Below are 21,393 nucleotides of genomic sequence, written 5' to 3' on the forward strand. Positions count from 1 at the left end.
TCATCTCACAAAGCGAGCTCTGTCCTCCTCCCAAAGGGGAGGGCATGAGAGGGTAATAAGGAGTGTCACATCAACTTGTTTTGAGTCTGTGGCAACGGTATTGAACTATGGTGTCAGAGCAGGTGTAAATGAGCCTTTTTGAACTCAAATCTTTCTCTCAAATCTCTTCCAACATCCGTCTTGATTTCTCTCTCTTGTCTGAGAAGAGAGAGAAATCACTGAATTAGTAGTGTGTAATAGTGTCATTTATGGTAAAAAATCTTATCTTTGTTCCCTGATATTATGTAGCATAGACAAAATAATTTAAATAAATATCATAACAACTTACAACACAAATGCAAAACAAAGGCTTAGTTAAAGGAGTAGCATTCGTAATGGTTTTGGTATGTGCGTTTTACCTGTCATTCTCATTCGTGTCAGGGCACTATGCAAACAAGGCCAAGGAGTATGCTCAAGGAGATCCGATGAAAGAGATCAAGTATCTCGACTCTCTTTCGTCTCAGAAAGTGTGGCTCGGATATACCCTGAAGGAGGTAAGAGACAATGAGATCGGTCTCGGTCTTGACCTCAAGGGGGGATGAACGTCATCCTCGAACTCAATGTCGCTGACGTTGTCAAGAACCTTTCCGGCAATAGCCAAGATCCTACATTCCTCGCAGCCATGGAGTCTGCCAAAGACATCCAGATGCGTTCGCAGAAGGATTTTATCTCTGTGTTTATCGACGAGTTTCACCGTATAGATCCGGGAGCAAGACTTGCGGCAATCTTTGGTACACTCGAGCTCAAGGATCGTATCACCACTTCTTCGACAGATGCAGAGGTGGAGAAGGTACTCCGTGCAGAGGTAAAGGATGCTATCGATAGCTCGTTTAAGGTTCTTCGTACTCGTATCGACAGATTTGGGGTTGTCGCTCCGAACATCCAAAGACTTGAGACGAATGGTCGTATCCTTGTCGAACTTCCCGGTGTGAAAGAGCCTGAACGTGTTCGTAAACTCCTCCAAGGTAGTGCTAACCTTGAGTTCTGGGAAACATTTACTGCAACTGAAATCATTCCTCACCTCCAGAGGGCAGACATGATCCTTGCACAACTCTCCAAGAGATCATCTGATACTGAACCCGAAGTGGTTGTTGAAGAAGCTGATTCTACTGCTGTCGAGACAACTGTGTCTGGCGTAGACAGCTTGGCTATGGCGGCAGGCGTCGCAGAGGCTGAGACTGCTACTGTCAGCAACGATCATCCACTTCTCTCTCTCCTTCAGCTCCAAAATATGGGGCCTGCTGTCGGTGTGGCAAGAGCGGCTGATATGTATGCCATCGACTCTATGCTCAATGTCCCACAAGTCAAAGAAATCCTCCCTCGTCAGCTCCAACTTAAGTGGAGTGCCAAGGAGCAGGTTGAGGGCTCCAAGATATATGTACTATATGCTATCAAGCAAACTCGTCGCGATGGCTCTGCTGCTCTATCAGGTGATGTGATCACTACTGCTGAGAGCACGATCATCAATCAAGGTGGCAGACAAGACCCGGGGGTCTCTATGTCTATGAACGCTGAGGGTGCTAAGGAATGGGCGCGTCTCACAAAGGAAAACATCGGTCGCTCTATCGCTATCGTCCTTGACGATGTGGTTTACTCTGCGCCTAATGTCAATAGCGAGATTCCTAACGGTCAGTCTCAAATCTCAGGTAGCTTTACCGTAGACGAAGCAAATGACTTGGCAAACACGCTCAAGTCCGGTAAGATGGCTGCATCTGTACGTATCGTACAAGAGGATGTCGTAGGTCCATCGCTTGGTAAGGAAGCAATCAATGCAGGTATCATCTCCTTCATCATCGCCCTTATCCTCCTTATGATTTATATGTGTGTGATGTACGGTATCCTTCCGGGCTTGGTGGTTAACGGTGCTCTCATCCTCAACCTCTTCTTGACGCTTGGTATCCTTGCATCTCTACACGCAGTCTTGACACTTTCCGGTATTGCCGGTCTTGTCCTTACTCTCGGTATGGCTGTGGATGCTAACGTGCTTATCTTCGAGCGTATCAAAGAAGAGCTCCGTGCCGGTAAGTCTATGCTTAAGTCTATCGAGGATGGATACAAGAACGCATTCTCTGCGATCATTGACTCTAATGTGACGACCATCATCACCGGTATCATTCTTTATATGTTCGGTACAGGTCCTATTCGTGGATTTGCTACCACATTGATCATCGGTCTTATCTGTTCGTTCATCACAGCAGTCTTCATCACTCGTCTCGTATTTGAGAGACTTGCTCGTAAGGGTAAGATGGACAAGGTGACATACACCACATCGATCTCTAAGAACTTCATGGTGGATGCGAAGCTCAACATCGTCGGTAAGATGACGACAGGTTTCATCCTTCCTCTCGGTATCATCGCAGCAGGTCTTGTTGCTATGTTTACTATCGGTCTCAATAGTGGTATTGACTTTACGGGAGGACGTAACTATGTCGTGAAGTTCGACAGAAATGTCACAACAGCCGAAGTTGCCGATCTGCTCAGTCCTTCATTTGAAGGTCGTGTGCGTGTGATCACTATCGGTACCCCTGATCAGGTCCGCATCTCTACGAACTATCGTATCATCGAGAATACTCCTGAAGTAGATGCAGATATTGAAAATAAACTTTACGAGGGGCTCAAGCCTATCATCGGAGACAATGTCTCTCACGAGATGTTTGTGGACAAGTACATCCAAAGCTCACAGAAGGTGGGTGCAAGTATGGCGGATGACATCAAGAGTGGTGCGGTCATTGCGGTCATCATCTCTCTCATCTTTATGGCGATCTATATCTTGATCAGATTTAGAGATGTGGCATTCTCTATCGGTGCTTTTGCTTCGGTGACTGTGACTACCCTCATCATCATTTCGCTCTATGCTATCTTGTGGAAGGTGATGCCATTCTCCATGGAGATAGATCAAAACTTCATCGCAGCCGTGCTTGCGATCATCGGTTACTCAATCAATGACACGGTGGTGGTCTTCGACCGTATCCGTGAGACACTCAAGGATTATCCTACGCGTAACAGATTTGATGTCTTCAACCAAGCGATCAACTCAACTCTTGCTCGTACGTTCAATACCAGCTTCAGTACATTGCTTGTGGTGTTGGTGATCTTCTTCTTCGGAGGAGCTAATATCCGCAGCTTCACGTTCGCAATCATGATCGGGGTTATCTTCGGTACGTACGCAACTCTCTTTGTTGCGACTCCGATAGCTTACTTGATCAATAACCGTAAGTTCGTCAAGGCTCAAAACAAGAATAAGTAATCTTAGAATTTGTGTCTACAGAATAATGAAAAAGGAGGTCTCTCATCAAAACAGTGTGATGAGAGACCTCCTTTCTATTTGTCCCCGGGTAGGGGGACTTGAGTGATATTTTTTCGAACACACCATCTCCCATATAGGTCAAAAAAGCTATCTTTGTACTGATATATGGTAGACCCCTAAAATCGTAGATTTACACAGACAATCATTTATATGGAACCACTGAAACATGAGTGTGGTATCGCTATGGTACGCTTGAGAAAACCTCTTGAGTATTACCATAAACGATATGGAACATGGATGTATGGCATCAACAAGATGTACCTCTTGATGGAGAAGCAACACAATCGTGGACAAGAGGGCGCAGGTATAGCCTGTGTCAAGCTTGCAGCTTCGCCGGGTGAGGAGTATATGTATCGTGAGCGTGCTCTTGGCAATACTGCCATCACCGAAATATTTAATTCTATCCATTCTATTTTTAATACCGTTTCCCCAGACCAATTGAGCGATCCTGTCTATGCGACAGAACATGTGCCATTTGCTGGGGAATGTTATTTAGGGCATTTGAGATACAGTACCACGGGAAAGAAGGGTTTGGAGTTTGTCCATCCCATGATGCGTCGTAGCAACTGGCGAGCAAAGAGCCTTGCTGTGTGTGGCAACTTCAATCTTACCTCGGTGGATACGATCTTCGACAAGATTGCTTCTGTCGGACAACACCCTCGCAACACTTCGGATACACATATTCTGCTCGAACAGATCGGGCATCGTCTCGATAGAGAGGTGGAGCATCGCTTCAGAGAAAGTAAAGCGAAGGGTCTTACCGGAATGGATATCACCAACGACATCGAGGCTCGTATCAATATGACGACACCTCTCAAGGAGTGTTCGCCTGACTGGGATGGGGGCTATGCCATGTGTGGCCTTACGGGTAGTGGCGAGATGTATGTGATGAGAGATCCTTGGGGCATCCGTCCTGCATTTTACTATATTGATGAGGAGATCGTCGTCGTGGCTTCGGAGCGTCCGGTGATACAAACGGTGATGAACCTCACGTATGATCAGGTCAAGGAACTTCAACCGGGGCATGCCATCACTATCGATCGTACCGGAGAAAAGATAAATCTTACGAAGATACTTGAACCCAAAGAGAATAAGGCTTGTTCGTTCGAGCGCATCTATTTTTCTCGTGGTAGCGATATTGACATCTATAAGGAGCGTAAACAATTGGGTAAGAACCTTACTCCTCAGATCCTAAAGAGCATCAACAACGATTTGGATCATGCCGTGTTCTCTTTCATCCCAAATACGGCAGAGGTTGCTTACTTCGGCATGGTGGAGGGTCTTGATGAGCATCTCAACAAACTCAAAGCAGAGAAGATCACTTCGGGTTCAAACCTCTCGAAAGAAGACATCGAAAAGATTCTCCATAAGAGGATACGTGCAGAAAAGGTGGCAATCAAAGACATCAAATTGAGGACGTTCATTGCTGAAGGAACCAGCCGTAACGACCTTGCCGGGCACGTGTACGATGTGACTTATGGATCCATAGATAGGGGAAAAGATACTCTTGTCGTCATCGATGACAGCATCGTCAGGGGGACGACATTGAAGGAGAGCATTATCAGCATACTCGACAGGCTTGGTCCTCGTAAGATCGTCATTGTATCTTCCTCTCCACAAGTACGCTATCCCGACTATTATGGTATCGATATGAGTAAGATGAAGGAGTTTGTGGCATTCCGTGCCGCAATCGCTTTGCTCATAGAGAGAGGGAAGCAAGTCATCATCCATGACACCTATGCACGTATCTGCAAGGCGATGGAAGAGGGGCAGAGTCGATCCGAAAACTTTGTCAAGGCTATCTATGAGCCCTTCACGATGGAGGAGATCAATACTAAGATCGTGGAGTTGCTCAAGCCTGATTTTGTCAAGTCCGAGGTAGAGCTCGTCTATCAGACTATGGAAGGGCTTCATGATGCGATCCCAAATCATCCCGGAGACTGGTACTTCTCCGGAGATTATCCTACACCGGGAGGCACGCATCTTGTCAACAAAGCGTATATGGATTACTACGAGAATGACTTCAAGAAAATCTGATAACTACACAAAAGCTACGACTATATGAGAAAAAAGGGAGTCCTAATCCTAAGCGATGGGACGAGATATGAGGGGGAAGTGTTCGGGGCTGAGAAGCCGGTGAGTGGCGAGGTTGTATTCAGCACTGCAATGACCGGATACACCGAGAGCCTTACGGATCCTTCCTTTGAGGGACAGATACTTGTGTCTACTTACCCTTTGGTGGGTAACTATGGTCTGCCTACATTGGAGAAGGACGAGGAAACAGGACTTACCGTGTTTCATGAAAGCCATAAGATGCATCCGGAAGGCTTCATCGTTCACGATTATTGTGAAGGGTATAGTCACTGGAATGCCACAGAGAGCCTCGAGGAAGGTATGAAGCGCGATGGCGTGACCGGTCTTACGGGGATAGACACCAGAGCTCTCACACAGAAGTTGCGTGATCATGGTCCCCTTATGGGTAAGATCCTTATCGAGGATGGGGATGATATAGACTTCGTGAATACGGATGAGATCAACCTTGTGGCGAGAGTTTCGACAAAAGAAGTCATTACTTACAAGGGGACTTTGGGCAAGGAGATTGTCCTTGTCGACTGTGGTGTGAAAGAAAACATACTTCGTAACCTTTTGAAAAGAGGTCTTACCGTGCATAGAGTGCCTTGGGATTATGACTTTACGACGATGACCTTTGACGGTATATTTATCAGCAATGGTCCGGGTAATCCCAACCTTTGTATCCCAACCATAGAGCATATCCGCAAGGCAATGACTATGGGTAAACCTATTGCCGGTATTTGTATGGGGAATCAGCTTATCGGACGTGCCATAGGGGCAGATGTGGTCAAGATGAAGTACGGACACCGCTCCCACAACCAGGCAGTGCGTATGGTTGGTACAGACAGATGTTTTGTGACCAGTCAGAACCACGGCTTTGCGATTGATCCCGATACCCTGCCCGAAGGGTGGAAGCCTTACTTCATCAACCTTAACGACGGTTCCAACGAAGGTCTCATCCACGAGTCGGGACAGATGTTCTCCGTACAGTTTCACCCCGAAGCATGTAGCGGACCGACAGATACACAATTTTTCTTCGATGATTTCGTCGCTTTATTGACCAAATAAAAGACCCTGACAGATACTATGGCTATAAAGAAATACAATAAAGTGTTGGTGCTCGGTTCGGGAGCACTGAAGATTGGTGAAGCAGGAGAGTTTGACTACTCCGGCTCACAAGCACTCAAAGCCCTCAAAGAGGAAGGTATATCCACCGTCCTTGTCAATCCTAATATCGCTACGGTACAGACATCCGAGGGTGTTGCCGATGTGGTGTACTTCCTGCCTGTGACTCCATACTTCTTGGAGCGTGTCATCGAGAAAGAACGTCCCGACGGCATCCTTTTGGCATTTGGTGGACAGACCGCGCTCAACTGCGGTGTGGCTCTGCATCGTGCCGGAGTCCTGGAGAAGTATAACATCGAAGTGTTGGGTACTCCTGTTCAGGCCATCATAGATACCGAAGACCGTGAACTCTTTGTACAGAAACTTGATGAGATCGATGTGAAGACCATCAGCAGCGAGGCTTGCGAAAATATCGAAGCCGCAAGAGCTGCAGCAAAGAGGCTCGGTTATCCTGTCATCATCCGTGCAGCTTATGCTCTTGGAGGGTTAGGTAGCGGTTTCTGCGACAATGAAGAAGAGCTTGATGTCCTTTGTGAAAAAGCATTTGCGTTCTCGCCTCAGGTCCTTGTCGAAAAGAGTCTCAAGGGTTGGAAGGAGATTGAGTATGAAGTGGTGCGTGACAAATACAACAACTGTATCACAGTATGTAATATGGAGAACTTTGACCCTCTCGGTATCCACACAGGTGAGAGTATTGTCATAGCTCCCTCTCAGACTCTTACCAATAGTGAACATCAAAAGTTGAGAGAGATCGCCATAAAGATCGTCCGTCATATCGGTATCGTCGGAGAGTGCAACGTGCAGTATGCCCTCGACACAGAGAGCGAGGACTATCGTGTCATAGAGGTCAATGCACGTCTGAGCCGTTCGTCAGCCTTGGCATCCAAGGCTACGGGTTATCCCCTTGCTTTCGTTGCGGCCAAGTTGGGTATGGGATACGGGCTCTTCGATCTTAAGAATAGCGTCACCAAGCACACATCAGCTTGTTTTGAACCGGCCCTTGATTATGTCGTATGTAAGATCCCTCGTTGGGACTTGAGCAAGTTCCACGGAGTATCTCGAGAGCTGGGTAGCAGTATGAAGTCTGTCGGGGAGATCATGGCTATCGGGCGTACCTTTGAAGAAAGTATCCAAAAAGGGCTACGTATGATCGGTCAGGGTATGCACGGTTTTGTTGAGAACAAAGAACTTGTCCTCGATGATATTGATGGCGCACTTCGTCAGCCCACAGACAATCGTATATTCGTCATCAGTAAGGCTTTCCGCAAAGGTTACACCATCGAAGATATCCATCAACTTACGAAGATTGATCTCTTCTTCCTTCGTAAGCTACGCAAAATCGTAGATACTGCCGAAGAGCTGGAGCAACTTACAGACATCACTCAAGTCTCTAAGGACTTGATGAAGAGAGCAAAGAAAGAAGGCTTTTCTGACTTTCAGATTGCACGTGCCATCTACAAGCATACCATCGATGATATAGAAGGTGTTCAGGACAAAGTGCGCACTTATCGCAAGTCAATGGGTATTGTCCCTGTGATCAAGCAAATCGACACTCTTGCTGCCGAGTATCCTGCCCTTACCAATTATCTTTACCTTACTTATGGTGGAGATGTACATGATGTACAGCCCGAGCATGACAATCGAAGTGTTATCGTTCTTGGATCGGGAGCTTACCGTATCGGTAGTTCTGTTGAGTTCGACTGGTGTGGTGTCAGTGCCTTGAAGACCATTCGCAAGGCCGGGCTGCGTTCTATCATGATCAACTATAATCCTGAGACTGTCAGTACAGACTACGATCTTTCGGATCGTCTATACTTCGATGAATTGAGCTTCGAACGTGTTCAGGATATTATCGAACTTGAGCAGCCCAGAGGTACGATCCTTTCTACCGGGGGACAGATTCCCAACAATCTCGCCGTCAAGCTCGCAGCCAAGGGTGTGACTATCCTTGGTACACAGGCTAAAGACATTGACAATGCAGAGGATAGGCATAAGTTCTCCGCCATGCTTGACCGTTTGGGTATCGACCAACCAGCATGGAAGGAGCTGACCTCTCTCGAAGATGTCACAGCCTTTGTCGAACAAGTCGGCTATCCTGTCCTTGTCCGTCCCTCTTATGTCTTGTCCGGAGCGGCGATGAACGTTTGTTCGAACGATGACGAGTTGAGACGTTTCTTGGAGCTTGCAGCCAATGTGTCTCAAAAGCATCCTGTTGTTGTCTCTTCCTTTATTGAGCATGCCAAGGAGGTCGAGATGGATGCTGTTGCCGATCATGGCGAACTCATCGCATACGCTATCAGTGAGCATATCGAGTTTGCGGGAGTCCACTCCGGGGATGCTACGATACAGTTCCCCGCTCAGAAGATCTATATTGAGACCATTCGTCGTATCAAGCGCATCACACGCCAGATTGCGAAAGAACTCCATATCTCCGGACCATTCAATATCCAATTCCTTGCCAAGGGCAACGAGATCAAGGTCATCGAGTGTAACCTCAGAGCCTCTCGTTCGTTCCCATTTGTCAGTAAAGTCTTGAAGATCGACCTCATCGATCTCGCCACAAAGATCATGCTCGGGAGCCATACGAACGCCCTCAGAAGAATGCCTTTGATCTCGATTATGTGGGGATCAAGGCATCACAGTTCTCTTTCTCTCGTCTGCAGAAGGCTGACCCTGTGCTCGGTGTGGATATGACCTCTACGGGTGAAGTCGGATGTATTGCTTCTGACTCCAACGAAGCCATCCTCAAGGCGATGCTTTCCGTCGGACAGCGCATCCCCGAAAAGGCTATCCTTATGTCTACCGGTGGAGCGCGACAGAAGGTCGATATGCTTGAGGCGGCAAAGGCACTTCATCGTAAGGGCTACAAGATATATGCGACCCAGGGAACTCACGCCTTCTTGGACGAAAACGGTATCCCATCCAAGGTCTGCTATTGGCCGAGCGAGCATGGACAACCGCAAGCACTCGATCTTTTGCAGTCTCGTGAGGTGGATCTTGTCGTCAATATCAATAAGAACTTATCTGCCGGAGAGCTCACCAATGGTTATAAGCTTCGCCGTGCTGCAACCGACCTCAATATTCCTCTCATCACGAATGCGCGCCTTGCCTCTGCGTTTATCACAGCTTTCTGCAAACTTTCTCTCGAAGACATTCAGATCAAGAGCTGGCAAGAGTATTGATGCCTAACTGAACCGAAAAAGGCTATCCAACGTCTCGTTGGATAGCCTTTTTCGGTTGTACAAACAACTTTGGTCAAACAATTTTCTATTTGCTTTTATTTCTTGCTCATCAAGTACTTTGCCACAGCATGATAAGCCGGCAGAGAGGTCGGGTCATTTTTCGTGTTTTTAGCCTCTGGGTGTGAAGCAAATCGGACGATGACCATTTCTGCTTTGGGGTCAATGTATATTGCTTGCCCATGTACACCTCGAGCCGTGAAAGCACCATGTTCGTTGTGCAGCACCCACCACATGTTTCTATAGCTCCAGCCCTTGAGATGAGAGCCATGCGAAGAGCGTGCGAAAGCCTCCTTGTTCCCCCCATTCATGATGTCTTGAACGACTTGAGCAGGAAGTATCTGTTTGCCGTTGAACCTTCCCATTTGTCGAACCATTTCCCCAAACATGGCCATATCTCTCATGTTACCATTGAAGCCACCACCGGCGAAGGCTATGCCCGAGCCATCTATCTGATAGTACCCTTCCACATGAGTGCCGAGAGGTTGCCATACACGTTCGGAGAGTAGCTGTGGGATTGGCTTGCCGGTCACGGTGGATATGATCCATCCCATCACATCGGTATTGACGGTTTTGTATCCAAATGTCTGTCCATGCATCCCTTCTTTTTGTACGGTCATCAGGTATTCGTAGTAATTTCGTGGAGCATCCTCAGACTGAGGTTGAGCGAACGGATTACCCGCCGCAGAGAAGGCCCATATTTCAGCTTTCGGGTCGGAGTAGTCCTCGCTGTACTTAATTCCCGTCGTCATGTCCAAGATCTGTCTGATCGTAGCATCTCCGAAGGCAGAGTTTTTCAGGGTGGGGACATAGTCGGATGCCCTCTTCTGTTCATCCAGCACACCTTCTGCCACAAGCAGAGCTCCTAGTGTCCCTGTCAGTGTCTTACTTACAGACATCGCTGCATGTACACCATGTGGCTTGAGCTCTCCGAAGTATCTTTCGTAAACAATTTTTCCTTTATGCAATATGATTATGCCATCGGTGTAGTTCTCGTAGAGGGACTCCTCCCAAGTCATCGATTCAGAACTACCTGAGGGGACAAAAGTCAGAGCATCTATATTTCTATCCGGTTCGCTCTTGAAGTGATATCTTTGGTATCGAGCAGGGCTGACTTCGGTCGTTGGCATAAACGTGCGCATATGGCAAACGCTGTATCGTAGTGCCGGAAAACGGAAGAAGCTTCCATCCCTTGCAGATATCGTTTTCTCTCTGCTTGGTGGAAATCCCCTCATCCATCCCATTTCTTTCGGGTCGGATTGGCGTGCGCTGAGAGGTGATTGAGCATAGGTGCACATCGGAAGGGCAAGTAGTAAGCAGGCTAATTTCTTGATCATACTGTTTTGATTTTGAATCTGTTCATAAGCCTCAAAAAACGTTTTGAAAACGAGATCATAGGGCTGATGCTTTGTTTAATCATCATTGTGTGGTAAATATAGAAAAATAACTTAGCCACACAAAGTAATGCTCCTTTTCATCTTTGCCCGACAATGTCTTTATCCTTTCATGGATTTTTTATGCTTTCGGATCTTCTTCATCGCCCAGTCATAGTGGCTTGAGGTGGCGGATACACAGTAGGCACCAAGACTTGTCGTACCTGTCCATGAGAAGTGTTTGTTGATGAATAATTCTTCGTTTGTGAAATGCTTTATCAAGTCCATAACCTCTTCATGACTTTGCTTCACCATAGAGACAGATAGGTCGAAAGGCGTATGTTGGTGCTTTTCCCAAAAAACAATATTCATTTGTGGGTAAGTTTTCCAATTGTACGGATCGGGTAGGAAGTTCGCCTTTTGCCCGGCTTGGTTTGCTGTGATCCACTTGAGTAATAACTGATGCCATTCGTATAGATGTACCAGAACATCACGTATATTTTTGTCTCTGTCCTCAAATGAAAAAGAGGTCTGCTGCTCCGTGTCTGTCATCGAGTCTATGAGGGCAAAGAGTTTCTCAAATCCCTCTTGGCTACTCTCGATAAGTTGTTCTTTTGTTGTCGGTCTTGCCATGCTCTTGGTATTTGTCGTTAGTACTACTTTATGGGTATGTATATCTTTATAGTCTGCTCCTCTGTGCCACCTCTCGTATGATTGATATACTCTTCGAAGGCTAAGCCATGACGTATGATATACCCCGGATTTAGCATTATGCGATTGTAGAGAGGTTGCAGACCTGTTTGACTGCCGATCAGAGTGTATACTGCATATTTACCTCCTTGTATCCGTATGGTACCGAACTCTCCCTTCGGAGTGATGTCGCCTTCGACTGTGGCACACGCATAGAAGCGACAGTTGGTGGGCTTTGTTACGTTTGGGTCATCAAAACTGATACCAATAAATCTTGTGTGTGCCGAAATAGATTTCTTTTCCGAGAGAAAAGAAAGGAGTTTGTCCCACGCAATGCGATAGGGCTCTTCTTCTCCATATTTCCCCAATATTCGGATGTACACCAAATTCAAGTCATCCTCTTCAGAGACTACGGATGGGGGTGGGGACTCGTGGGAGGAGAGACACTCATTTGTGTGAGATTGGAGTCTCTCTCGAAGTTGTGTCATATAACCCCTCGGAGAGATACCGAAGTGTTTCTTGAATGCCTTACCGAAAGATTGTGAGCTCTCATATCCGACCATTTCTGCAATTTCTGCGATAGGTCGGTCATCCATTTGCATGTATAGCACTGCTCGCTCCGATCTTTGTCTGGCTATGTAGCTGTGCAGAGACTCATCGAGGGAGGATTGCATGATGCGGAGAAGTTGCCTTTGGGAGACGTGTGCCCGCTCGGACAACAGATGTAGGGTGAGTCGATCAGACAGATGTGCACTGATATAGTCGATCGTATCGTTGACTTTTTGTTGATGGATGTATTCAGTGCTTTTTTTCATTTCTATATCTGTTTGTCACAAAGATACACATCTTGTTTGGAGGGTGATGTGTCCGATCTTGCCAAGTTTTGTGACGGATGATTAAGTGTTCTTTTCTTCGTGTTTTTTGAGTTGCAGGAGGCGATAAATTAAGTCGTAAGATTCGATAACGAAAGTCGTATGAATCGATTCATCAAGTTTTACGACTTTTTATGAGTGTGTTTCTGAAGTCTGACAAGTTTGGGATGAGACAGTGTATGAGAAAAGCAGCCTGAAGCCTGTCGGAGGCTTAGACTGCTTTTGGGGAAATCTTGTCTGTATTACTGAGTTTACCGGCGCAATATCTTGACTTTTATTATTTTGATGTCCTTCAGCGGACGGTCGAACTTATCTCTCTTCTGGTTGGCGATGATGTCGATGATGTCCAGCCCCTCAGTTACTTCGCCATATATGGTGAATGATTCTTCGTACGAGGGGAGACCTCCGTGTTTGGTGTAGGCATCCCTTTGTTCGGGCGTGAAGATCCGCTTATCCGGAGATGCCATGAGGACAGAGTCTATGAGTCTGTTGATCTCTTGTCCCTTGGCATTGTATGCACGAGGGTCGGCCTTCTTGAGGGAGTCCATCTCTGCCTTTATCGGGGTGTAATACTTCTCAAAAGCTTTGCGTTTGATAGGACGATTTTTGACCAATTCAAGAGTGTCCAGTCTGCCCACGGTCTGGAGCTCGCCTTGGACGATGAAGAACTGAGACATGTCAGACTTACGCTTGGGATTGTATTTTGGCTCTTGCTTCGGAGCTGCGAGTGCTCCCTTCTTGTAGAAGTGGGCTTGGCTCGACTCGTGAGCAATCTCTTTGCCGGTATCCCCTGCTCCGATACGAGCACCGGGCTTGGCATTGCGAGAGTCTGCAGATCCTCCTTGGATCATAAACTTAGGGATGACCCTCGCAAAAAGAGTACCATCGTAATCTCCACGTTCGGCATACTTGACGAACATCTCGACATGCTTTGGTACATCATCGTAGAGATGACCCCTCATGGTGCCGACGCTTGTCTCGATCTCAAACTTGATGCTCTGAGCCGAGGTTATGAATATCGGATAAAGGGCAAAGCTCAGTAGGACTAAAAGTATCTTTTTCATAGATATAAATCGCTTTGGGGAAGTCATTAATAATAACGTAGCCATTGCCACAATTCCTTGAATGATGGCTTCTTTCCATAAAGAAGGATGCCCACACGGAAGATCTTTGCCGCTACCCATACGAGGGCAAAAGTCCCTGCGACCAATATCACAGCAGACAGTAATATCTGCCACATCGGTGGTTCGTATGGAATGCGTACCATCATCACGACCGGTGATGTGAATGGGATGAATGATGTCCAAAGGGCAAGGGGACCATTGGGATTATTGGCCGAATAGAAGCCTGCATAAAAGGCAAAGAGCATGAACAAGGTGATGGGGGTGACCATCTGATTCACATCTTCGTCATTGTCTACTGCAGCACCTGCCGCTGCAAAGATACTTGCATATATGAAGTAGCCAAAGATGAAGTAGAAGACAAACGCAAAAAGCAGACCGGTGAAGTCAAATCCGGAGATGGCATTGACGATGCTCTGTACCTCTGCCATCGTAGCTTGATCCATGCCGGCTTGAGAGATGTGTTGGTTGATTTCGGCCGAATTGAAAGATATCGATCCAAGGGCGAAGAACTGTACACCTATGATCCCCAATATACCTATCACAATCCAGATGAACATTTGTGTAAATCCAAGGAGACCTATGGCACAGATCTTGCCAAAGAGCAGGGTCTGTGGCTTGACCGAAGAGATGATGATCTCGACGATGCGGTTTTTCTTCTCCTCTCTCACACTCTGCATCACCATCATGCCGTACATGAGGATGAACATATAGATGAGGATGTTGAAGACCTGACCGACGATGCTGGCGATAGCTGCCGAGGCTTCTTGTTCGCTTCCGTCTTTCTCCCACCGTATTGTAGAGATATTCAGAGTGACATTGCTCTCTTGGAGTATCTCTTTGAGATTAGGGATGTTGAAGGACTCGATGCGCTCATTCTTGAGGGTCGGAAGGAGCAGTCTTTCGACCTTATCCTGAAGTTCGCGAGGGATCTGCTTACCGGAGTGAATGCTGATGGCCTTAGGGTCTTTGAGCAGGTCGTCGTTGATGAGGACGTAAGCATAAATGTCCTCATTGGCCTCTTTGCGGTATTCGGTGATGCTCTTGTCACCCTTCGTGAAGGTATAGATGTCATCGGATTTGAACAGATCCTGATACTTCGAAGTATTGTCGATGACGATGACTTCCTTTTTTGTCGTGTCCTTCGAGTTGAGAGCGATCACTGCGGGTATGACCATGAGGGCGATAAAGATGAATGGGGTCAGGATCGTAAAGATCAAGAAGGATTTCTTCTGTACACGAGTGAGGTACTCTCGTTTGAGTACTATGCCAAACTTATTCATCGCAACTCCTTTCTCTGTTTGTGTTGTCAGAGTTTACCCCACCTACGACATCCAGAAATATCTGATGCATACTCGGGATCACTTCTTCAAACTTTGTTATATTACCGGCGTGACACCAGTCTGTGATGATCTCGGACGAAGCCAACTTCTGAGGATTGGCCACGGTGAAAAGTGATAGCCCGAAGCCGTCTTGTGCCTCCTCCTCTATACTGTACTTTTCTCTCAGATTAGAGGAGATGGAGACTGCTCCGTCGAGTACTATCCTGTATTTGTTGCCTTTGTATCTGTCTTTGACAGAGCGTACATCGCCATCAAGGACTACCTTGGACTTGTTGATCAGAGTGATGTTGTCGCACACCTCTTCGACACTTTGCATATTGTGTGTAGAGAAGATGATTGTACTACCCTTGTCTCGGAGCTCCAAGATTTCTCTTTTGAGTATCTCTGCATTGATAGGGTCAAAGCCGCTGAAAGGCTCATCGAAGATCAGCAGACTGGGCTCATGCATGACAGTGGAGATAAATTGTACCTTTTGTGCCATACCCTTGGACAGCTCTTCGACCTTCTTGTCCCACCAGTTTGTTATGTCGAGCTTTTCGAACCATTGGGTCAGTCTTGCTTTGGCTTCTTTATGAGATAGACCTTTGAGTTGAGCCAAGTATATGGCCTGTTCGCCCACTTTCATCTTCCGGTAAAGGCCTCTCTCTTCAGGGAGGTAGCCGATGCGCTCCAAATCTTCGGGCACAAAGGGATGTCCGTCAAACGTGATGGTCCCTTGGTTGGGAGCTGTGATCCTGTTCAGGATGCGAATGAGTGTCGTCTTCCCTGCACCATTAGGTCCAAGGAGACCATGTACCTTGCCCTTCTGTACGGACATGGAGACATGATCCAAGGCTCTGTGCTTGGTGTAGTCTTTGACGACATCTCTAACCTCGATTACATTCATGTATTTTATTTTAGATATTAAGTTGATTAGATAATTTTTATTTCGATATGAGCATGAGTACCCTGTCCCCGAGGAGCTCGGCAATTTGTCTCTTGATGCCGTTAAGCTCTTGCATGCGTGTCACGTGAGAGGATATCTCTCCGGTCTCTGATTGAGCACTCAGTGCTTTTATGATGTTTAGTTCTTTCAGTATCTCTCCTTCGATAATCTTGTACTTCAGTGTCAGGATGTCTGTCATTATGAGCCGCATGATGGCTTCACCCGATTTCTTTTCAGCCTCATACTCCTTGTGTAAGCTACTGAGTTGATACTCCTCGGTGATGTATTTGTTTGCAATCTCACGTATGGTATCATCCGGATGGTAAGATAAGTGTTTGGTAGGATTGAATGCTGGGATCCCTTCCCCTTTGGCCTCCTGTATCCCTCCTATGCACTCATCCATGATCCGCGTGAATACCGAGGACAGATGTCCCTCTTCACGCAAGTCACTGACCTGTTCGCCAATGATCTCGGTCACTGTCCACTGCTCATCGGCATCCTCTTCGGAGATGATCATATCTCCATAACGAATGATGTGTGAGAGTAGGGACAACTCCGTTTCAGAAGGAAAATCAGTATTGGCTTCATCCTGAGAAATCGATTCCGGCGGTGTGATGGGTGTGTCCACCCTCACACTCGTATCTTCGTCCATCGGCTCGAAGTCTGCCGGATCAGGGTCGGTCTCTGTGACATGCTCGGCTATCTGCTCTCTGTTGCGTTCGCGTTCACGCTCGCGTTGCTCTTGGGCAGCCCTTTCCTTACGAATACTGCTGACCTTCGAAAAGATGACCTCTTCACTGACATCAAGCAGAGCCGCAGAGTCTCTTGCATAGACTTCTCTCGTCAGGTCGTCAGAGATAAAGGCCACGGACTCCACAATGTTCGTGATCAGCATGGCTTTGGCATGGGGATCCGAAGCTCCGTCTTTGCTTAGGAGGTTGATCTTGAATCTTATGAAGTCTTCTTCGTGTTCATCTATGTATTCTTTGATAGCCTCGGGTGAGTGGGCTTTGGCGAAGGAGTCCGGGTCATGGCCGTCCGGCAGGAGCACGACCTTTATGTTCATGTCCTGAGCCAGCAAGATGTCAATACCCCTCATGGCTGCCTTGATACCGGCAGCATCACTGTCGAAGATGAGGGTCACATTGCTCGTAAACCTCTTGATGAGACGTACTTGCTCTATCGTAAGAGCCGTCCCTGACGAAGCTACGGCATTCCGTATCTCACTCTGGTGGAACGACAGTACATCCGTATAACCCTCGACGATGAGACACTTGTCCTGTTTGGATATATGTTGTTTGGCAAAGTAAAGGCCGTATAGCTCTTTCCTCTTGTTATAGATATCACTGTCCGGCGAGTTGATGTACTTTGCCAGTTTGTCGCTACTCTTGAGGATACGACCACCGAAGCCCACGATACTTCCACTCAGTGAGTGTATCGGGAAGATGACACGATCCCTGAATCTGTCCAGATACTTCCCATCATCCTGCTTGATGGCCAGACCAAGAGCTTCCAGAAGGCTGCGATCGACACCGGCCTCTTTGGCTTTGTTACTCAGGAAGTCTCGTGATGACGGAGAGTACCCCAAGTCGAAGGCCTTGATGGTTTCGGGCGTGAAGCCCCTTTCTTTGAAATAGCTAAGACCGATCATTCTCCCCTCGCTGGACGAGTTCAAGCATTCGGCAAAGGCATCTCTCGCAAAAGCATTCGCGTTGAGTAGTTTTTCTCTGTTATTCTTTCTCTCAATCTCCTCCTTCGTGACCTCTTTTTCGACAATCGGGATGCCATACTTTTTTGCCAGATAGCGAAGGGCTTCGACATAACTCATGTGCTCATGCTTCATGAGGAAGTTGAGCGGTGTGCCACCCTCGCCACAAGCAAAGCACTTACAGATATTTTTGGCAGGAGATACGGTAAAAGAGGGGCGACTGTCCTCATGGAAAGGACATAGTCCCAAGAAGTTTTGACCACGACGATGCAAGGTCACAAAGTCACTTACAACCCCCACGATCTCGGCACTGTCGATGATCCTATTTACCGTAGCTTGATCTATCATTTGACTTGTTGGCTTACTTTAGGGTCTCGATATACTTGCGAGCAAGTTCGAGATCCTCGGGCGTATCTATTCCGATGGAGTTTGTCTTTGTCACTATTGTCCGAATGCAGTATCCTTCTTGCAACCAGCGGAGTTGCTCAAGACTTTCGCACTCTTCAAGTGCTCCGGGAGACAAGCGACTGATCTCATGCAAAGCCTTTGCTGTGTAAGCATACATACCTTGATGTTTCAAAAATGTGTGTCGGGTTGGGTAGTCCTTCGTGTCTACACCTCTCAGATGAGGGATGACACTACGGCTGAAGTACAATGCACGAGCATCGTGGGCTACCACCACCTTCACCACGTTGGGATTTACGATGTCCTCATAAGTCGCTGAAGGGGAAAACTGTACCACAGTCGTCGCTATATCTGTATCAGACTGTTCGAAGCAAGAGATAAGGCCATTGATGTGTTCAGCAGACACAAATGGTTCGTCACCTTGTATGTTGATGACCACATCTGCCTTTACACCACATTTGCGAAGAGCCTCTTCACATCTGTCTGTGCCACTGCGATGCTCCGTCGAGGTCAGTATGACATTCCCTCCGAAGCCTTTCACTGCTTCCACGATGCGCTCATCATCTGTCGCGACCACGACATAAGACAGCACTGCCGATGCACGCTCATAAACGTGTTGGATGATGGACTTATCACCGATTTTCAGTAGTGGCTTACCAGGTAATCTTGTCGAACCATATCTGGCTGGAATGATGCCGATAACGGTCATCGAGTCTTTATTGTGTTTCATCAAAAGATACTCTTACTGTCTGTTTACTATTCACACAAAGATAATCTATTTAGGCCTAAGCACAATCGCCAAAATACCTATTTTGATCTCTGTGGATGTTTCACTGTTCTGATCGGGGGCAGAATGCTTTTTGTTGCAGGCCGGAATGCATTCTGTCCCCGGTCAGAATGCATTCTATTGTATATTATTTGTTATTTCTGAAAGCGTGTGAGGTCTACTGTTTCTGCTCCGAAAAGGGTATTTTAGATTGATCTTGTCTTGCTTTGTGGTGGTGTTCAAAAAAAACTCAATGCAAAATGAGAAATATTTCTGATTTTGTGTTGTTTATTGTAATTGTCAAGTATACAGCATATTATGGGTATCACTGCCGTATAATATTATTTAATGTGTTAGACATTCCTCGATCCGTCGAGTATCGTGAAAAAGTTTAGTATAGAGTTTGGTGGAAAGAAAAAAGTGTCTATCTTTGCAACCGCAAACGAGAGGCGAGCGCGCTTCTGAACGGATCGAAAATAAATTTTGGTTTAAAATTTGGAAGTAAAGAAAATCGTTTCTAACTTTGCAGAACCTTTGGGTCTGAAATGGCCTTCGGGTGAAAGAAAAAGAGATCATAGACATATTGATATTGAAGGATAATTTTTGACAAGTAGTACAAGGGGATAAGATATTTTAAATATCGACATTGCCACGTCAAACATCTTGAAGAGAATTCTCAACAGGTTTATACATAGATATAGACACAATAATCTGAGCAAAGGAACAACAAACAAATTTATTTCAACAATGGAGAGTTTGATCCTGGCTCAGGATGAACGCTAGCGATAGGCTTAACACATGCAAGTCGAGGGGCAGCACGGGATTAGCTTGCTAATTTTGGTGGCGACCGGCGTAAGGGTGCGTAACGCGTATGCAACTTGCCTGTCAGTGGGGAATAACCCGGAGAAATCCGGACTAATACCGCATACACTTTAGTTTCCGCATGGGGACTTTAGGAAAGATTTATTGCTGACAGATAGGCATGCGTTCCATTAGATAGTTGGTGAGGTAACGGCTCACCAAGTCAACGATGGATAGGGGAGCTGAGAGGCTTATCCCCCACACTGGAACTGAGACACGGTCCAGACTCCTACGGGAGGCAGCAGTGAGGAATATTGGTCAATGGGCGAGAGCCTGAACCAGCCAAGTCGCGTGAAGGAAGACGGTCCTATGGATTGTAAACTTCTTTAGTAGGTGAGTACAAGCAGTTACGTGTAGCTGTAAGCAAGTAACCTAAGAATAAGTATCGGCTAACTCCGTGCCAGCAGCCGCGGTAATACGGAGGATACGAGCGTTATCCGGATTTATTGGGTTTAAAGGGTGCGTAGGTGGCTTCATAAGTCAGTGGTGAAAAGCTGTGGCTCAACCATAGTCTTGCCGTTGAAACTGTGGAGCTTGAGTGCGGATGAGGTAGGCGGAACGCGTAGTGTAGCGGTGAAATGCATAGATATTACGCAGAACTCCGATTGCGAAGGCAGCTTACCAAACCGCAACTGACACTGAAGCACGAAAGCGTGGGTATCAAACAGGATTAGATACCCTGGTAGTCCACGCAGTAAACGATGATTACTCGGAGTATGCGATATATGGTATGCTCCCAAGGGAAACCGATAAGTAATCCACCTGGGGAGTACGCCGGCAACGGTGAAACTCAAAGGAATTGACGGGGGCCCGCACAAGCGGAGGAACATGTGGTTTAATTCGATGATACGCGAGGAACCTTACCCGGGATTGAAATGTACATGACGGTTGGGCGAGAGCCTGACTTCCCTTCGGGGCATGTATGTAGGTGCTGCATGGTTGTCGTCAGCTCGTGCCGTGAGGTGTCGGCTTAAGTGCCATAACGAGCGCAACCCACATCGTCAGTTACTAGCAGGTAGAGCTGAGGACTCTGACGAGACTGCCGTCGTAAGGCGCGAGGAAGGTGTGGATGACGTCAAATCAGCACGGCCCTTACATCCGGGGCGACACACGTGTTACAATGGTAGGGACAAAGGGCAGCTACCTGGCGACAGGATGCGAATCTCCAAACCCTATCTCAGTTCGGATCGGAGTCTGCAACTCGACTCCGTGAAGCTGGATTCGCTAGTAATCGCGCATCAGCCATGGCGCGGTGAATACGTTCCCGGGCCTTGTACACACCGCCCGTCAAGCCATGGAAGTCGGGGGTACCTGAAGTGCGTCACCGCAAGGATCGCACGAGGGTAAGACCGGTAACTGGGGCTAAGTCGTAACAAGGTAGCCGTACCGGAAGGTGCGGCTGGAACACCTCCTTTCTGGAGCATCAGAATTATTGATAGAGGATTCGTTGAAACTTTAAGAAGACTTACGAGGCAATGCTCCCTTATACGCTTGTCACCTTCAGTATCATAACCCTATTTTATACTGCAGCCTTTGGCTCAGAGCA

Annotated in this window: 10 protein-coding genes, 1 rRNA gene and 2 pseudogenes; 5 read left to right on the forward strand and 8 right to left on the reverse strand. The window is 47.1% G+C overall.

The features are described 5' to 3' along the window. The first annotated feature begins 335 nt into the window (after positions 1–335). From secDF to carB, 4 genes and pseudogenes are all read left to right on the forward strand, one after another. Positions 336–3,286, forward strand: a pseudogene (secDF, locus tag EL262_RS01445) (protein translocase subunit SecDF). A 210-nt stretch (positions 3,287–3,496) separates the two neighbouring features. Further along, positions 3,497–5,383 carry an amidophosphoribosyltransferase gene (locus EL262_RS01450; protein WP_036845696.1) on the forward strand — a complete coding sequence of 629 codons (1,887 nt, stop codon included), beginning with the start codon at positions 3,497–3,499 and terminating at the stop codon, positions 5,381–5,383. 24 nt (positions 5,384–5,407) lie between these two features. Further along, a complete protein-coding gene (carA, locus tag EL262_RS01455) occupies positions 5,408–6,487 on the forward strand; it encodes a glutamine-hydrolyzing carbamoyl-phosphate synthase small subunit (protein WP_112318811.1) in 1,080 nt (359 codons plus the stop codon). An 18-nt stretch (positions 6,488–6,505) separates the two neighbouring features. Continuing rightward, positions 6,506–9,726: pseudogene (gene carB / locus EL262_RS01460) on the forward strand (carbamoyl-phosphate synthase (glutamine-hydrolyzing) large subunit). A gap of 95 nt (positions 9,727–9,821) precedes the next feature. Here carB and EL262_RS01465 read toward each other — a convergent pair. The 8 genes from EL262_RS01465 to kdsB form a co-directional block, all read right to left on the reverse strand. Further along, on the reverse strand, positions 9,822–11,120 hold the full coding sequence (locus tag EL262_RS01465; protein ID WP_036854065.1) for a serine hydrolase domain-containing protein: 1,299 nt from the start codon (positions 11,118–11,120) through the stop codon (positions 9,822–9,824). Between the two features lie 159 nt (positions 11,121–11,279). Continuing rightward, a complete protein-coding gene (locus EL262_RS01470) occupies positions 11,280–11,789 on the reverse strand; it encodes a ClbS/DfsB family four-helix bundle protein (RefSeq protein ID WP_025839266.1) in 510 nt (169 codons plus the stop codon). 23 nt (positions 11,790–11,812) lie between these two features. After that, positions 11,813–12,661, reverse strand: coding sequence for an AraC family transcriptional regulator (locus tag EL262_RS01475; protein ID WP_078735944.1), 849 nt, complete (start codon positions 12,659–12,661; stop codon positions 11,813–11,815). Positions 12,662–12,969: 308 nt separating this feature from the next. Further along, positions 12,970–13,782: a peptidylprolyl isomerase gene (locus EL262_RS01480; RefSeq protein ID WP_025839267.1), complete on the reverse strand. Its 813-nt coding sequence runs from the start codon at positions 13,780–13,782 to the stop codon at positions 12,970–12,972. A gap of 26 nt (positions 13,783–13,808) precedes the next feature. Beyond that, positions 13,809–15,122 (reverse strand): ABC transporter permease, encoded by a 1,314-nt coding sequence (locus EL262_RS01485; protein ID WP_036845712.1) that lies wholly within the window; start codon positions 15,120–15,122, stop codon positions 13,809–13,811. Beyond that, positions 15,115–16,068, reverse strand: a complete 954-nt coding sequence (locus EL262_RS01490) for an ABC transporter ATP-binding protein (RefSeq protein WP_025839269.1) — start codon at positions 16,066–16,068, stop codon at positions 15,115–15,117. Before EL262_RS01490 ends, EL262_RS01485 begins: the two co-directional genes overlap by 8 nt. 37 nt (positions 16,069–16,105) lie before the next feature. Beyond that, positions 16,106–18,163, reverse strand: coding sequence for a DNA primase (gene dnaG / locus EL262_RS01495; protein ID WP_025839272.1), 2,058 nt, complete (start codon positions 18,161–18,163; stop codon positions 16,106–16,108). A gap of 13 nt (positions 18,164–18,176) precedes the next feature. Beyond that, positions 18,177–18,950 (reverse strand): 3-deoxy-manno-octulosonate cytidylyltransferase, encoded by a 774-nt coding sequence (kdsB, locus tag EL262_RS01500; protein WP_338047375.1) that lies wholly within the window; start codon positions 18,948–18,950, stop codon positions 18,177–18,179. A 780-nt stretch (positions 18,951–19,730) separates the two neighbouring features. Here kdsB and EL262_RS01505 point away from each other — a divergent pair. Next, a 16S ribosomal RNA gene (locus tag EL262_RS01505) occupies positions 19,731–21,262 on the forward strand. The last annotated feature ends 131 nt before the right edge of the window (positions 21,263–21,393 follow it).

Source organism: Porphyromonas cangingivalis, from assembly GCF_900638305.1.
Lineage (GTDB): Bacteria > Bacteroidota > Bacteroidia > Bacteroidales > Porphyromonadaceae > Porphyromonas_A > Porphyromonas_A cangingivalis.